Below are 15,273 nucleotides of genomic sequence, written 5' to 3' on the forward strand. Positions count from 1 at the left end.
GAGCCCCTGGAGGGAGAGCTGCTCCGGGCTGCCGAGCGGCTCTTCGACCAGCGTCTTCCGCTGGCCCGGACCTACGCCGAGCACCTGTGCACCACCGGCATCACCCATGGCCTGCTGGGGCCCAGGGAGGTGCCGCGGATCTGGTCGCGCCATGTGCTCAACTGCGCCGTCCTGGGACCTGAGCTCCCGTCAGGGGGCACAGTGGCCGACGTCGGATCCGGCGCGGGTCTTCCCGGAATCGCACTGGCGCTGAGCCGGCCTGATGTCGACTTCATGCTCATCGAACCCATGGAGCGCCGCGTGGACTGGCTGGATGCCGTGGTCAAGGACCTCGGTGTGGACAACGTCCAGGTGATCCGAGCCCGTGCCGAGGAGGTCAGCGACGAGGTCATGGCCGATGTGGTCACCGCACGGGCTGTGTCATCACTGAAGAAGCTGATACCCCTGACCGTACCGCTGCTCGATGACGACGGCGAACTTATGCTGCTCAAAGGCCGCAGCGCTGCTGAGGAGATCGCTGCAGCCGGCAAGGCCATCAAGAAGGCGCGGCTGCAGACCCCGCGGGTGCAGCTGCTGGGTGAGGATATGCTGCCTGAGCCCACCACCGTGGTGCGGGCGCGGCGGCGCTGAGCTGATCTGCGCAGCATCCTCCCCCTGGCCTAAACTGGCGAGCATGACCGAATCGCTATCCGAGTCCCCCCTGGCAGCACAGCTTCAGGACGAGCAGCAGCGCCGACGTAAGCTTTCCGAGCTGACCCTGGAGAAGCCGGAGGAGACACGGATCATCACCGTGTCGAATCAGAAGGGTGGAGTGGGCAAGACCACCACCACGGTGAACCTCGCTGCCGCCCTGGCCGATCATGGATTCAATGTGTTGGTCATCGACATCGATCCGCAGGGCAACGCCTCCACCGCACTGGGGGTGCCGCATTCAGCCGAGACCGACTCCATCTACGACGTCATGATCGACGACCTGAGCATGGCCGATGTGGTGGCGGAGTGCCCGGATGTGGAGCGGCTCTCGGTGGTCCCTGCGACCATCCATTTGGCCGGAGCGGAGATCGAGCTCGTCTCATTGGTGGCTCGGGAGCAGCGCCTTCAGCGGGCGTTGGAAGAGTACTTCCGGCACCGTGAAGAGTCCGGAGATGAGCGGCTGGACTACGTGTTCATCGACTGCCCGCCCAGCTTGGGTCTGCTGACGGTCAACGCCTTTGTCGCCGCTCGTGAAGTGCTTATTCCTATTCAGTGCGAGTACTACGCGCTGGAGGGCCTGAGCCAGCTGCTGAACAACATCCGCATGATCCAGAAGCACCTGAATCCTCCGCTGCGGGTATCCACCATTCTGCTGACTATGTATGACGCGCGCACGAACCTCGCGGCTCAGGTGGTCGAAGAGGTGAAGGAGCACTTCCCCCAGGAGGTGCTGGAGGCCAAGATCCCGCGCAGCGTTCGGATTGCTGAGGCGCCCAGCTATCAGCAGAGCGTGATCTCCTATGATCGTTCCTCCACCGGGGCCCTGGCCTATTTGGAGGCTGCCGCAGAACTGGTGCAGCGAGGCTGAGCGCCGTTTCACGTGAAACATCCGGGCTAGGCCATTCCGCGGCGAAGCCCCGGCACGTGCGACACCTCGATATTACTGGCCAGTAGCTCTCCATGGAGGGCGCGGAATGTCGATCGGGTGTCTGGGCGGGTAAGCGGTGGCGAGAACGGCGCCTGGGGTGAGGAACCGCTCTTAAGCCCGACTCTAGCGGCGGTCGGCGCGAGGAGACTGGCCGGCCGATGAGCCGCAGGATGGCGCCGGCAACCAGGGTGCCGTCGCCGTCCAGGATGCTTGCCCTTGCGCTACCCGGGAGAGCGTGAACCCAAGCCACAGAGAGAACCACGTGTCGCCGCATCGGTCCTGCTGATTCCCGAAGTTGGCGCTTCCGCTCGATCGGATGGTCGATCCCCCCTACCGATGACCCACGGACTGAGCGGACAGTATGCAGGATGTGCAGGTCGTGGTGTTTCACGTGAAACGTGAGGACGTGAGCCTGCGCGACGGCTTTTTGCATGAGCTGGAACGGCATACCCACTGGGACATATGCCCACGCACAGCGCTGCCGGACGAGCGGTCCGTTGGCTTGGGCGTAGACCACCGGTTGGCGCCTATCGCGGCTCATCGGATCCTCCCCGGGGCCCGGGGCGTGGCCAGCGGCGACAGATGCTCTGGCGCGAAGCCGAGCACGCAGCCCATCAGGGGCGGCGAGGTCGAGCGGTCCATACGCTCCATAAGCTCCACAGGTCCGGCACGTGGCGAAGGTGGTCCACCTCGAGAACCGCACGACCGCAAGTCTCATGCTTCCGGATGATGCGTTGGCAGAACGGTGTAGTGCTCTACACACGGTGAAGTTCATCCGTACACGGGAGTGCGTTTCACGTGAAACAGTGATGGCGCGTACGGTGATTCGACGCCTGGGTACATAGACTGGTTCAGACAATCAACGTGTGGAGGATCAACGTGGCGGAACGCAAGCGACGTGGGCTGGGACGCGGCCTGGGGGCGCTCATCAACAGTGATGCAGAAGACGGTGCGACGACAGGCGCGGCAGCCCATTCGATTCCACCGGTAGAGCCGGAAGTCGAGGCCGAGCCTGTCGAGGTTTCACGTGAAACATCTCAGCCGGAGCGTCCAATTGATGTGTTCTTCTCTGCAAAATCGCACCTAGCCACTCAGCGGGTGGAGCGGGACTCCGGGGATCAGAGGCCCGCGCGACGGGAACGCACCCCCAGCACGCAGCCGCGGCGCAGCAATGGTGCCAAGCGTGCGCAGATGCCCGACGTACTGGGGACAGGATCCTCGGCACCGACATCGCCCAGTGAAGACCAGCCAGCGCCCGTTTCACGTGAAACGGAGTCGGTGGAGGCAACGGAGTTCCGCGAGGTCCCGGTCTCGCAGATTCGGCCGAACCCGCGCCAGCCCCGCGAGGTCTTCGACGAAGACGAGATGAACGAGCTGATTCACTCGGTCCGAGAAATCGGGGTGCTGCAGCCCATTGTTGTGCGACCGGCCGAGGACGGGGCCTTCGAGCTGATCATGGGTGAGCGTCGCTGGCGCGCCTCCGAGGCCGCTGGCCGCGAGACGATCCCCGCAGTGATTCGCCGCACCAGCGACGAAGACCTGCTGCGCGACGCCCTGCTGGAGAACATCCACCGCTCTGAGCTGAACCCGCTGGAGGAAGCCGCGGCATATCAGCAGCTCCTGGTTGATTTCGGCATCAGCCAGGAAGAGTTGGCCCGCAGAATTGGGCGGTCCCGACCACAGATCTCCAATACTCTGCGACTGATGAGACTCCCCGCGGCAGCCCAAAGGCGGGTCGCTGCCGGGGTGCTGTCCTCGGGGCACGCCCGTGCCCTCCTCAGCCTGGAGACTGAGGAAGAGATGGAGGAGCTTGCTCAGCGCATCATCGCGGAGGGTCTGTCCGTCCGGGGCGCTGAAGAAGCTGCGACACTGATGAAGCGCCAAGCGGCAGACGAACCGGAGGTTTCACGTGGAACGTCCCGTCTGCCGTCTACCACGCAGGTTCAGGAGCTGGACGAGTATGCCGAAGCCCTGACCGATCGGCTGGATACCCAGGTGAAGATCAGCCTGGGTGCCAAGAAGGGACGCATTGCCATCGATTTCGCATCCCTGGAGGATCTGGAACGCATTCTGCAGCAGATGGGCGCCTATATTCCCGAGCGTTAGACCCAGCCTCAGCGAGCCGTGCGCCACCGTGGTGGTGAGTTGCGACGCCGCAAGCAGTCTGTCAACGAAAAACTCCCCGGCGCCGTCACGGCGCCGGGGAGTTTCACGTGAAACGGAGGGTCGTTCAGCCCAAGAGCTCGGCGAACTCTTCCTCCAGAGCCGGCTTCGGCTTGGCCCCGATGGAGGTCTTCACATTCTCTCCGCCCTTGAAGGCATAGACCGCAGGGATGGAGGTGATGCCGAACTTCGCGGCGGTGGCGGGATTCTCATCGACGTTGACCTTCACCACCTGGATTGTGTCCTCGTGCTCAGCGGCGAGCTTCTCCAGCTCGGGGGTCAGCGCCCGGCACGGGCCGCACCATTCGGCCCAGAAGTCGACGAGCACCGGCTTGTCCGCCTGAAGCACATCCTGTTCGAAGGTGTCATCGGTGACGGCTTTGAGTTCGGCCATGAGCATGTTCCTTTCGTATGGCTGCTGCAAATAATCGCTGACTGTTCGCGGCGGGGTTCAGCCGCCCCCGCCGCTGGTGCTATGTCCGCGCCGGGACAGGCTCGGCGGCGAGGTCGGAACCGTGGGGCTGGGTCTCCACTGCATCTGAGTCGGCTGCATCGGCCAGATACTGCTCGACGTCGAGCGCTGCGACGCAGCCGGAGCCGGCAGCCGTGATGGCCTGGCGGTAATGCGGATCCAGGACGTCGCCTGCGGCAAAGACGCCCGGCAGAGAGGTTCGGGACGTGCGGCCCTCCACCTCCACAGTGCCTTCGGAGGTGAGGCGCAGCTGATCGGCGAACAGCTCCACGCGGGGGTCATGGCCAATCGCCACAAACAGTCCTGTCACGTCCAGAGTGGACTCTTCGCCGGTGACCGTGCTGCGCAGCCGCAGGCTGCTCACCTTGCCCTCGCCCTCGACGCGGACGACTTCAGAGTTCCAGATGAATTCGATCTTCTCGTTCGCCTTGGCCCGGTCGGCCATGATCTGCGAGGCGCGCAGCTCCTCGCGGCGGTGGATGACGTAGACCTTGGAGGCGAATTTGGTGAGGAACAGCGCCTCTTCCATGGCGGAGTCGCCGCCGCCCACTACAGCGATGGCCTGCTCGCGGAAGAAGAAGCCGTCGCAGGTGGCGCACCAGCTGACTCCATGGCCGGAGAGCTCCTTCTCCCCGGGCACGCCGAGCTCGCGGTAGGCCGATCCGGTGGCCAGGATGACTGCCCGAGCGTGCAGCACCCCGCCGGAGCCGAGGGTGATCTCCTTGATCGGCTGATCCAGCTTCAGCTCGGTGGCGTCCTCATGGCGGATATCGGCGCCGAACCTCCGGGCCTGGGCCTCCATATTCATCATCAGATCAGGACCCTGAATGCCCTCGGGAAAACCGGGGAAGTTCTCCACCTCGGTGGTGTTCATCAGCTCGCCGCCGGCGGTCACGGAGCCGGCCAGAACGATGGGATTCAGATTGGCGCGAGCGGTATAGACGGCCGCAGTGTAGCCTGCCGGGCCTGAGCCGATGATGACAACATCGTGCACGAGGTCAGGGGTCTGTTCAGTCACGTGGGGTCCTTACAGATGAAGTGATTGCCTAGCAGATCGAACGATACGGGCGCACCGACTATTCCGCGAGTTCACCTGGTCAGCGCCCATGGGGAATCCGTGCACCGAACGGCGCTAATTCAGGACGTTGAACAGGATGACTGCAGCAGCCAAGACCAGGGCCGCCAGCACGACGGCGGCGAGCCACCAGGTCAGGCTCCCGGACCCGGAGGCCTCCGAGTCACGCTCGGTCGAGGAGGCCGAACCCTCAGGTGCCGGGAATGAGGACTTCGCACGTGAGGGAACGGCGGTGATCAGGCTGGTGAACGTCGCTGGGTCCTGCTGGGAACCGCCGGCACCCAGCTCTGCGGCAGGCGCAGTCCGGGTCGGCGGATGGGCATCCGAGCCGAATGACTCCTCCCCGGAGTCCGCGCCGCCGGCGCCCGTCCCGGGCTGCGGCTCGAAGCGGGGATCCGGCTCGGCGGGAGGATCATCGACGACCTCCTCGCCTTCAGCCAGCCGTTCATCAACCTCCGGTGGAGCACCAGTGGCGCTTCCGGAGGCTGACAGGGTGGAGATGGCAGCAGAGGGAGCCTGCTCATACAGCGGTCCCTCCGGCTCCTCCTGGTTCTCGGCCTCCTCCACAGTCGGCATCATCTTTGAGTCTGGACTGGGGTCCTCGGCTTTCGGCGCCCAGGCGTAGACGGCCTCCAGAGTCTCCTGCTGGACATCGGCGGAGGGGTCGACGTCCACCTCCTCCAGGTCGGTTCGCAGAGAGAAGACCCGCTGAATCTCCTGGGAGGGCTGGATGCCGTGGGCGTCGCCTGCCTCTTCCAGAGCAGACTGCAGGTCCTCTGAGCTGAAGCTCGCCGGAACAGGTTCCTGCTGCACCGGTCGCGGGGGTGACTCCTGGGGCCGGTCGGCGGCTGTGCCGGCATCGTCGGCGCCGGACTGGCCGTGCTGAGGCGTCACTTTGTCCAAGAAGGCCGGGCGCCGCCGGACAAAGCCGGGCAGCCGCGGTCCGCCCTCGGACTCGCCGGCCAGGTCGGCCTGCAGGCGCGCGTAGTACTCGGCGTCGTCGTCGTAGGTCTGGGGCTGCATCTCACGGGACTGGCCGAACAGCTCCGAGCCCAGCGAGTCGGTGAAATACGGCTCCACGTACGGGGCGGCGTCGGGAACCACCAGGTCCAGCAGCTCATTGGGATCCACCAGCGTGGAGATCAGATAGGTCCGGTCCTCGGCCAGGCCCAGGTCCAGCACCTGCACCTCGGAGGAGCGCTCCCCGGTGGCCAGCTCCTTGGCAGAGGTGGCCACCTGCTTGGCGTTGGCGCGGGAGGCCACCAGCACGCTCACCTCACGGCTGAGCACCTCATCAGTGGCCTGGAACACAATGTCCTGATCCGCCGAAGTCACCACGTGATGAGTGATGCGGTACCGACCGCCCACTACATCACCGACGCCGAACGGCTTGGCCACGGGTCCTCCAAAGGTTGCCGAAGAGTACGCCAGTCCAGACTACCCGGCCAAGCGCCCAAGAGCAGGAATTCGACGGGCCAGCGGCGCCATGAACTGGGAAAACTCAGGGACGTTGAGCAGCCGGAGCACGACGACGAACACTGCCGCCATCACCGCCCCCACCACTGCGCAGCTGAGCACAGCGGTGAGGATGCTGCTCCACGCGAACCCGTAGCTGTAGCCTCCCAGCAGCCACAGCACGCCCGCGCCGACGGCTCCGGCGGCCGCGGCCGCGAAGCCGGACCTGGTGTAGGCCGCCAGCACCGAGACGACGTCGAAGCTGCCCCAACGGCGCACCACCAGAACGTGACAGATCACATACTGCAGCAGGTGCAGGGCAGAGAAGATCCCCACCACCAGATAGGGAACGTGCTGATTATCGATCACCAGCGCCGCGCCGTAGGCGGTGGAGAGTCCCACCACGGCCGCAGTGGTGAACACGCCCATCGGGGTCTTCGCATCCTCTGCGGCGTAGAAGGCCCGCAGCAGGTAGAAGGCCGCCGAACGGAAAGGCATGCCCAGGGCCAGGATCACCAGCAGCTGGCCGATGGCCGCCCCGGCAGCATGGGCATCCTCCCCGGCACCGCCGAAGATCCGGCCCAGCGGCCCGGAGAGCACCAGCACTGCGACCATGCAGAACATCACCGGGATCGCGAAGATCCGCAGTCCCTCATTGATCAGCTCCCGGGCGCGGTGTGTCTGGCCCTCGTGCATCGAGTGCGACAGCTGGTTGAACAGCACAGTGGCGATGGAGAGCACGAACACCGAATGCGGCAGGATCGCGATCAGCTCAGCCACATTGGCCGCGTACTCGCCGGGCACGCCCGCGCCGCCGTCGTCCATCTGTTCGCGGGCCGCCGTCGCCCCGGAGATCAGCCGCAGGTACAGCAGATTCGCCACGTTGCCGATCAGCATGGTCACCAGAGTCCAGGCCGCCACCTGACCGGTGCGGCGCAGGCCCATGCCGCGGAGTCCGAACCTGGGGCGCAGCCTCAGGCCCAGGGCCTTCAGCGGCCACAGCAGCAGCGCCGCCTGGGCGATGATCCCCAGGGTGTGACCTCCGGCCAGCCAGACTGTCTGCACCGGGCTCCACTCGGCCAGTGGATCCCCGCCGGCCTGGTGGGCGCCGAAGGCGAAGATATAGGCCAGGATCACGGTGATGGCGATGACGTTGTTCAGCACCGGGGCCCACATGTACCAGCCGAACTTGGCATTGGCATTGAGGATCTGGCCCACCACCGCGTAGAGCCCGTAGAAGAAGATCTGCGGCAGGGTCCACAGCGCGAAGGAGGCGCCCAGCGTGAGCATCTCCGGGGTCCAGTCTCGGGTGAGCGCGGCGATGATGGGATACGCCGCCGCAGTGACCAGCACGGTGCCGGCGGCCAGGACCGTCACGGTCAGGGTCAGCAGCCGGGAGGTGTAGTCGGCTCCGCGGTCTGGCTGCTTCGCGGCCTTGATCAGCTGCGGGACCAGCACCACGTTGAACATCCCGCCGGCCAGCAGCAGATAAATGATGTTGGGGATGCTGTTGGCCTTTTCGAAGACGTCGGCCATCAGCGTGGTGGAGCCGATCGCCACGGCAAGCAGCGCGGTGCGCACGAAGCCCAGCACGCGGGAGACCATGGTGCCGGCAGCCATGATTGCGCTCGCGGCGGCCATGCCCTGCTTCGGCATATGCGCCGGAAGCTCGGAGGTGCTCTGCGCGGCCTGCGGGCCGGCCGGCTGCGACTCCGCAGGAGCTTGGGGATCCGGTGATCGCTGCTCAGGCGGCGTCGGTGCGGTCCGGCGGTCCGCGGAGCTGGTGGGGCTGGACTCGCCGGGGGAATGGGGGCGCCCCGCGTGCCGGGGACGGTACGGGGACGGTGTGGGGCTCATCAGTGGAGGACTATAGACCAGGAGCTAGAGCGAGTCCTGGATGACCTGCCTGGCCGCCTGAACGATCCGCCGCTCATTGGGAAAGGACAGCACCCGGTCCAGATCGTCCAGGTTGACCCAGGCGACGTCGACCGCCTCATGGTCCGGGTCCTTCTCAATGGTCAGCTCCCCGCCGACGGCCTCGAGCAGGAAGTGATGGACGGTCTTGTGCACCCGGTGGCTGGGCACGGTGAACCAGTACTCGATGCTGCCCAGGGTGGTCAGGATGGACCCGGCGATCCCGGTCTCCTCCTCGACCTCCCGGACCGCGGCTTCCTCAAAGGATTCGCTGCCCTCCGGGTGGCCCTTCGGCAGGCACCATTCGAGCCGCCCGCCCCGGTTGTACCGGGCGATGATGGCCACATCGAACCCACGTGCGGCCGGGCTGATGACCACTCCGCCGGCGCTGACCTCCTCCACTGTGCGCAGATGCCCATTGGCTCGCCCCGGAGCGGAGCCGGACGCGCGCCGCGCACCCCGTGACACTGTCAGGGGGGTGGTGCGTTCACCTCCGGTTTCCGCATTGGTCATAATCACTACTTTAACCGTCGCAGGAGGCCCCGGGACCCTCGCTCCCTCTCAGCCCAGCACGCCACGTGTGAACCCGGCCACGCACCTGGCTGCTGGCCGGGCTGCCAGCGGCTGAGCTGTGAAAGACTGAACAGCATCATGGTTGAACTTCCCCACGGCTTTCCTGCCGGCGCCGCGCTGCCCGACGTCGTCGTCGAACTCGGCGAGGTCTTCGCCCGCGCCGGCCATGATCTCTCCCTAGTGGGCGGTCCGGTGCGCGACCTGTTTCTGGGGCGCAGTTCGCCGGACCTGGACTTCACCACCGACGCCACCCCGGATGAGATTCTGGCCGCTGTGGACGGCTGGGCCGATGCCCACTGGGACATCGGGCGGGACTTCGGCACTATTGGGCTGCGCAAGGGCGGCACCACCCTGGAGGTCACTACCTACCGTGCTGAAGCCTATGATCCGGCGTCCCGGAAGCCGCAGGTGCGCTTCGGCCGCAGACTGGAAGACGATCTGCTCCGCCGGGACTTCACGGTCAATGCGATGGCGCTGCGGCTGCCCAGCTTCGAGCTGGTGGACCCGCACGGGGGTGTCCGTGACCTCTATGCCAAGCAGCTTCGCACCCCGGCCACTCCGGAGGAGAGCTTCTCCGACGACCCGCTGCGGATGATGCGTGCCGCACGGTTCGCCGCGCAGTTGGGGCTGGATGTGGCAGACGAGGTGCAGCAGGCCATGGGCAGGATGGCCGCCCGCATTGAGATCGTCTCGGCCGAGCGGGTGCGCGAGGAGCTGGTGAAACTGATCTGCGGAGCGTATCCGCGTGCTGGGGTGGACCTGCTGGTCTCCACCGGCGTGGCCGATAAGGTGCTTCCGGAGATCCCGGCGCTGAAGCTCACCGATGACGAGCACCGCCGGCACAAGGACGTCTACCAGCATTCCCTGCAGGTCATGGAGCAGGCTGCGGAGCTGGAGACCGACCAGGACGGCCCGGTGCCGCGGCCGGACTTCATCCTCCGCTTCGCCGCGCTGATGCACGATGTGGGCAAGCCGAAGACCCGGCGCTTCGAACCCGGCGGCGGAGTCAGCTTCCGCCACCACGATGTGGTCGGCGCGAAACTGACGCGCAAGCGGATGAAGGCGCTGAAGTTCGACAAGGAGACCACCCGGGCAGTCTGCCACCTGGTGGAGCTGCACATGCGGTTCTACGGCTACGGCGAGCAGGAGTGGACCGACTCCGCGGTGCGGCGCTACGTCACCGATGCCGGCGACCAGCTGGAGCGGCTGCACCGGCTGACCCGCTCCGACGTGACCACCCGCAATCGGAAGAAGGCGGCACGCCTGGCGCGGGCCTACGACGATCTGGAGCAGCGCATCGCGGAGCTGGCCCAGAAGGAGGAGCTGGCCAAGATCCGCCCCCACCTGGACGGCGAGCAGATCATGGAGATCCTGGACATCCCGCCGGGGCCGACGGTGGGCCGGGCGTACAAGTTTCTGCTGGAGCACCGCATGGAGCACGGGCCGATCGATCACGACGACGCCGTGGCGCTGCTGAAGGACTGGGCCGCCGAGAACCTCTGAGCGCTGCGCGGGGCCGGGTGGTCCGCCACTTTACGGTTGGCGTCGCTGGTGGCGCGGCCGCGCCGCGCACCCGGGGGCGGATCAGACGGCCGGGTGCTGGCCCCTGCTTTTCAGAATCGGGCCGCGGCGGGGTCGAAATGAAAAGCGAGGGACGTGATCGAGCAGGATGTGGCGGGCCGGGGACGGCGCGATGGCGGCCGGAGGCGGCGGCGCTGGGGCCGGGCTGCTCAGGCAGCCGCGTGGAGTCGACCGGCAGGGCCGCTGGATCGGACCACATCACGTTCGGGCCGGTAGATATCGGCAACCACCTGCGCGGCGATGTAGGCGGTGGAGAGCATATGACCGATGGCCGCCAGCGCGTAGAGCGTCGGGTCGAAGGTGTGCTGCGGCTCGGCATCGCCCACAATGCCGGCCAGATGCATCCACACCGCCCAGAAGTGCAGCAGCTGCACTGCGTGCCAGATCAGAATGTCCCGCACCCGCGGAGCCGCCAGCACCATCAGCGGAACCAGCCACACCATGAACTGCGGCGAGTAGACCTTATTGCACACCACGAACGCCGCGACGATCAGGAACAGCAGCTGCACCATCCGGGGCCGCTCCGGTGCGGTGAGACCCACCGCCAGCACCCCGGCGCAGGCGGCGGCGAAAAGCCCCAAGCTGCCGGCCGAGACTGTGGCGGCATCCGGCCCGGATTCTCCCAGAACAGCCCAGACGTGCCACAGGGAGGAATAGCCGGCCCCACGCTCAGCGGAGAAGAGGAAGAACCTCGCCCACGAGTCGAAGCTGACCAGCATCACCGGCAGATTCACCGCCGACCAGGTGGCCGAGGCAGCTCCCAGGGTCCGCAGGAACGCCCACCAGGACAGGCCGTGGGCCTCCCGCCGCAGCCAGCGCCGCGCCGCCAGGGTGAACAGCGCCCCGAGCATAAACAGCGGATAGAGCTTGAAGGAGACCCCGATGCCGATCATGACTCCGGTCAGCACCCACCAGCCCCGCAGCCAGAAGAGCACCGCCAGCGCCAGGGCGGCCGCCGGCCAGATGTCCCAATTGATGCCGATGCCGAAGATGATCGCCGGAGACACCGCCACCAGGACGGCGTCCCAGCCCCGGCGCCCGGCCGCCTGCATCGTGGCCAGCACCAGCACCACCCACGCCCCGGCGGCCAGCAGGAAGGACACGTCCCAGAACAGCAGGCCGGTGCGGTCGCCCCAGTACCCCAGCACGGTGCCGCCGAGCAGATCGTGCACACCGTGGGTGACCGTGGCGGTCAGGGATGCCAGCAGCATGGTCAGAGCCGGGTACTCAAAGGTGGAAAGGTCCTCACGGAACGGGGCCCATGCCGATTGGTCGAAGTCCCGGGTGCCCCACAGAGCAGCCACATCCGAATAGCAGCCCCAGTGGTAGACCGCCGTGCCGCCCCAGCCGTTGATCCTGCAGTACTGAGAGGCCAGCGCGGAGATCAGCACCGCCACCACGGTGAGCGCGGTGAGGACCTGTGCCATGGAGAGCCGGCCCCGCGGCATCGGACGCAGCCGGCGCCCAGCGGGTCCGCCGGCCCGGTCGGAGAGATACCCCACCAGCGGATCAGTGCGGGAGAGCGGTTCCACGGAACGGGTCACCCTGCCACCCTACCGATCAGGGCCGGAAAGTCGCCGTCGTCGTCGTGATCCTCCCAGGTCGGCACCGTGGCCTGGATTTTTCGGGAATAATGTGTGCGGAAGTGAACGGCAGGTGAATACGTTGCACCGCACACTGCGCCCCCGCAGAAGGGGCGTAGTCTTCGGGTGTCGAATATGAAGGAGTCACTGTTGGCAGAGAACCCCATCCGCGTCGGCATCGTCGGCGTCGGCAACTGCGCAGCGTCACTGGTGCAGGGCGTGGAGTACTACAAGGACGCTCCCGCAGAGCAGGACGTGCCCGGTCTGATGCATGTGCAGTTCGGCGACTACCACATCAGCGATGTGCAGTTCGTGGCCGCATTCGACGTCGACGAGCAGAAGGTCGGCACGGACCTGGCCGAAGCGATCGTGGCCAGCGAGAACAACACCATCAAGCTCGCCGAGGTGCCCACCACCGGCGTGACGGTCCAGCGCGGCCCCACCCTGGACGGTCTGGGCCGGTACTACACGGAGATGATCACCGAATCGGCTGCCGAGCCGGTGGACGTCGTCGCGGCTCTGCGCGAGGCGCAGGTGGATGTGCTGGTCTGCTATCTGCCGGTGGGCTCCGAGGAGGCCGCACGGTTCTACGCCCAGGCCGCGCTCGATGCCGGCTGCGCCTTCGTCAACGCGCTGCCGGTGTTCATCGCCGGCACCGAAGAGTGGGCGGAGAAGTTCACCCAGGCCGGACTGCCGATCGTCGGCGATGACATCAAATCTCAGGTGGGCGCCACGATCACCCACCGCGAGCTGGCCCACCTGTTCCAGGAGCGCGGCGTGCACCTGGACCGGACCTACCAGCTGAACGTCGGCGGGAACATGGACTTCAAGAACATGCTCGAGCGTGAGCGGCTGGAGTCGAAGAAGATCTCCAAGACCCAGGCGGTGACCTCCAACACCACCGCGAAGCTCGCCGACCGCGACGTGCACATCGGACCCAGCGACTACATTCAGTGGCTGGACGACCGGAAGTGGGCCTTCATCCGGCTGGAGGGGCGCAACTTCGGCGACGCTCCGGTCTCCATCGAGCTGAAGCTGGAGGTGTGGGACTCTCCCAACTCCGCAGGAGTGATCATCGACGCGATCCGGGCTGCGAAGATCGGGCTGGACCGCGGCATCGGCGGCCCGCTGCTCTCGGCCTCCAGCTACTTCATGAAGTCCCCGCCGGAGCAGTACAACGACGACGTCGCCTACGAGAAGGTCGAGGCCTTCATCCGCGGAGAGATCGACCGCTGAGATCCTGCTGACAGCGAGGGGTGCACTGCTGCCTCGGCGGTGGCCGGTGGGTCGCGCTACCGGTGTGGCGTGCTGCCGCTGTGGCGGGAGTCTGACCGGTTGGGGGCAGCGCCGGGGCGCACTCCGCCGCCGGGGCGCACAGCCGCGGCAGCAGCGGCGCCCTGGCCAACGGATCGGGGAGGCATGCGCAGACCGTGGGAAACGATCAGCCCTACGGATGACGTTGCCGCATGCGCACCGGCCCTAGGCTGAGTTCCATGCGACTGCGAGAGGTCGACGCACTGCGGGCCCTGGCGCTGCTGGGGATCCTCAGCGTCAACGTCTGGTACTTCGCACACCCGGAGAGCCTGGTCACCGGGATGCGCAGCGGTGCGGCAGAGACCTCGGCCGACCAGCTGGTCCGGTTCGCGACCACCCTCATCTTCGAGGGCAAGTCTTATGTGGTCTTCAGCTTCCTGTTCGGCCTGGCCTTCGTGCTCTCCTGGGGGTCTGCGGGCCTGAGCGGCGGCGCCGGTCGGCGGCCGCCCGTGGGCTGGCCGGGCGCCGGAGGCGACGGCGAACAGGAGAGACGGACCGCCCGCAGGCTCACCGCGCTGATCATCCTGGGGGTGCTGCACGGGATCCTGCTGTTCGCAGGAGACATCCTGCTGGCCTACGGACTCTTCGGCTTCGTGCTGCTGGGGCTGCGCAGAATCCGCACCCTCTGGGCGCTGATCATCGCAGCCGGCCTCTTCCTGCTCTGGTGCGGCGTCACCACCGGCATCGGTCTGCTCACCACCGCGCTGGAAGGCACTCCGATGTGGGACCAGTCCATGGTTCCCAGTGCGGACGCTGATGCGGAGCGGGCAGCCTACACCGCAGGAATCGGCTCCTACCTCTCATTCCAGCTGGGCGCCTACGGCACGGTGGCGGTGAGCATTCTGCTGGGCCAAGGCCCGATGGCGCTGGCCGCTTTCCTCATCGGGCTGGTAGTGGGACGCTCCCGGCTGCTGGAACGCATCCTGCGCGGGGAGGTCACCAGCGCGAAGCTGACTGCCTGGATGCTCCCCGCCCTGGCGTTGGGTCTGACGCTCAGTGCGACGGCGGCTGTGCTGCTGTGGGGCCCGCCGGGCAGCACCGCATCCCGCGCAGCCGCGTCGGAGCCGGCACTGGGCGCCGAACTCACCGCGACCGGTCTGGTGCTGCTGGCCGGACCGATCCAGGCCGCCGGATACATCATGGGGCTGATGCTGCTGCTGCGCAGCCGTGCCGGGCGGCCGATCACCGCCGCTCTGGCGCCTGCCGGCCAGATGTCGCTGACCAACTACCTGACCCAGTCGCTGGTGCTGGCGCTGCTCTTCTCCGGACTGGGCCTGGGCCTGGCCGGTCAGCTGGCACCCACGGTGGTGGCCGCCGTCGTCGTGGTGGTGTGGGCCGGGCAGCTGCTGATCTCCCGGCTGTGGCTGAGCAGATTCCGCCGCGGTCCGGTGGAGATCCCGCTGCGCGCCTGGACCTACCGGACCAGCATGCGCGCTGCAGCGGCCGGGGCTGCCGCCGACGACGCCGGGCAGCGCCGCTGAGGAATATCAGTCCGGGGGCGGATGTGGTCATCCCCCAGGCG

12 protein-coding genes are annotated in these 15,273 nt (G+C 66.8%); 6 read left to right on the forward strand and 6 right to left on the reverse strand.

Features of this window, described 5'->3' with window-relative positions:
* Positions 1-6 precede the first annotated feature (6 nt).
* The 3 genes from rsmG to Q1K09_RS06380 all read left to right on the forward strand — a co-directional run bounded on the left by rsmG (position 7) and on the right by Q1K09_RS06380 (position 3,727).
* The gene (gene rsmG / locus Q1K09_RS06370) at positions 7-630 is read left to right on the forward strand and encodes a 16S rRNA (guanine(527)-N(7))-methyltransferase RsmG (protein WP_300344117.1); all 624 of its coding nucleotides are present in this window, start codon (positions 7-9) and stop codon (positions 628-630) included.
* A gap of 43 nt (positions 631-673) precedes the next feature.
* Positions 674-1,561, forward strand: a complete 888-nt coding sequence (locus Q1K09_RS06375; protein WP_300344076.1) for an AAA family ATPase — start codon at positions 674-676, stop codon at positions 1,559-1,561.
* Positions 1,562-2,500: 939 nt separating this feature from the next.
* Positions 2,501-3,727 (forward strand): ParB/RepB/Spo0J family partition protein, encoded by a 1,227-nt coding sequence (locus Q1K09_RS06380; RefSeq protein ID WP_300344078.1) that lies wholly within the window; start codon positions 2,501-2,503, stop codon positions 3,725-3,727.
* Between the two features lie 124 nt (positions 3,728-3,851).
* Here Q1K09_RS06380 and trxA read toward each other — a convergent pair whose 3' ends face one another.
* From trxA to Q1K09_RS06405, 5 genes are all read right to left on the reverse strand, one after another.
* Positions 3,852-4,178 (reverse strand): thioredoxin, encoded by a 327-nt coding sequence (trxA, locus tag Q1K09_RS06385; protein WP_300344079.1) that lies wholly within the window; start codon positions 4,176-4,178, stop codon positions 3,852-3,854.
* A gap of 79 nt (positions 4,179-4,257) precedes the next feature.
* The gene (gene trxB / locus Q1K09_RS06390) at positions 4,258-5,274 is read right to left on the reverse strand and encodes a thioredoxin-disulfide reductase (protein ID WP_300344080.1); all 1,017 of its coding nucleotides are present in this window, start codon (positions 5,272-5,274) and stop codon (positions 4,258-4,260) included.
* A 114-nt stretch (positions 5,275-5,388) separates the two neighbouring features.
* A complete protein-coding gene (locus Q1K09_RS06395) occupies positions 5,389-6,729 on the reverse strand; it encodes a hypothetical protein (RefSeq protein ID WP_300344081.1) in 1,341 nt (446 codons plus the stop codon).
* A gap of 39 nt (positions 6,730-6,768) precedes the next feature.
* Complete coding sequence (locus Q1K09_RS06400; protein ID WP_300344083.1) at positions 6,769-8,643, reverse strand: lipid II flippase MurJ; 1,875 nt, start codon at positions 8,641-8,643, stop codon at positions 6,769-6,771.
* Between the two features lie 24 nt (positions 8,644-8,667).
* Positions 8,668-9,213, reverse strand: coding sequence for an NUDIX hydrolase (locus tag Q1K09_RS06405; protein WP_300344085.1), 546 nt, complete (start codon positions 9,211-9,213; stop codon positions 8,668-8,670).
* 138 nt (positions 9,214-9,351) lie between these two features.
* Between Q1K09_RS06405 and Q1K09_RS06410 the strand changes: the two genes are divergently transcribed.
* The gene (locus Q1K09_RS06410; protein ID WP_300344086.1) at positions 9,352-10,776 is read left to right on the forward strand and encodes a CCA tRNA nucleotidyltransferase; all 1,425 of its coding nucleotides are present in this window, start codon (positions 9,352-9,354) and stop codon (positions 10,774-10,776) included.
* Positions 10,777-11,003: 227 nt separating this feature from the next.
* On the opposite strand, the gene Q1K09_RS06415 is transcribed toward Q1K09_RS06410, so the two are convergent.
* Complete coding sequence (locus tag Q1K09_RS06415; protein ID WP_300344087.1) at positions 11,004-12,398, reverse strand: hypothetical protein; 1,395 nt, start codon at positions 12,396-12,398, stop codon at positions 11,004-11,006.
* A gap of 189 nt (positions 12,399-12,587) precedes the next feature.
* On the opposite strand from Q1K09_RS06415, the gene Q1K09_RS06420 reads away from it, so the two are divergent.
* The gene (locus Q1K09_RS06420; protein ID WP_300344089.1) at positions 12,588-13,673 is read left to right on the forward strand and encodes an inositol-3-phosphate synthase; all 1,086 of its coding nucleotides are present in this window, start codon (positions 12,588-12,590) and stop codon (positions 13,671-13,673) included.
* Positions 13,674-13,930: 257 nt separating this feature from the next.
* Complete coding sequence (locus tag Q1K09_RS06425) at positions 13,931-15,232, forward strand: DUF418 domain-containing protein (protein ID WP_300344090.1); 1,302 nt, start codon at positions 13,931-13,933, stop codon at positions 15,230-15,232.
* Positions 15,233-15,273 lie beyond the last annotated feature (41 nt).

This window comes from Nesterenkonia sp., from assembly GCF_029265375.1.
Taxonomy (GTDB): domain Bacteria; phylum Actinomycetota; class Actinomycetes; order Actinomycetales; family Micrococcaceae; genus Nesterenkonia.

Bases quoted from the DNA above. Each gene is read 5' to 3' on its own strand.
- Q1K09_RS06375 (WP_300344076.1), top strand. From the start codon at position 674: ATGACCGAATCGCTATCCGAGTCCCCCCTGGCAGCACAGCTTCAGGAC.
- Q1K09_RS06410 (WP_300344086.1), top strand. From the start codon at position 9,352: ATGGTTGAACTTCCCCACGGCTTTCCTGCCGGCGCCGCGCTGCCCGAC.
- trxA (WP_300344079.1), bottom strand. From the start codon at position 4,178: ATGGCCGAACTCAAAGCCGTCACCGATGACACCTTCGAACAGGATGTG.
- Q1K09_RS06425 (WP_300344090.1), top strand. From the start codon at position 13,931: ATGCGACTGCGAGAGGTCGACGCACTGCGGGCCCTGGCGCTGCTGGGG.
- Q1K09_RS06400 (WP_300344083.1), bottom strand. From the start codon at position 8,643: ATGAGCCCCACACCGTCCCCGTACCGTCCCCGGCACGCGGGGCGCCCC.
- Q1K09_RS06405 (WP_300344085.1), bottom strand. From the start codon at position 9,213: ATGACCAATGCGGAAACCGGAGGTGAACGCACCACCCCCCTGACAGTG.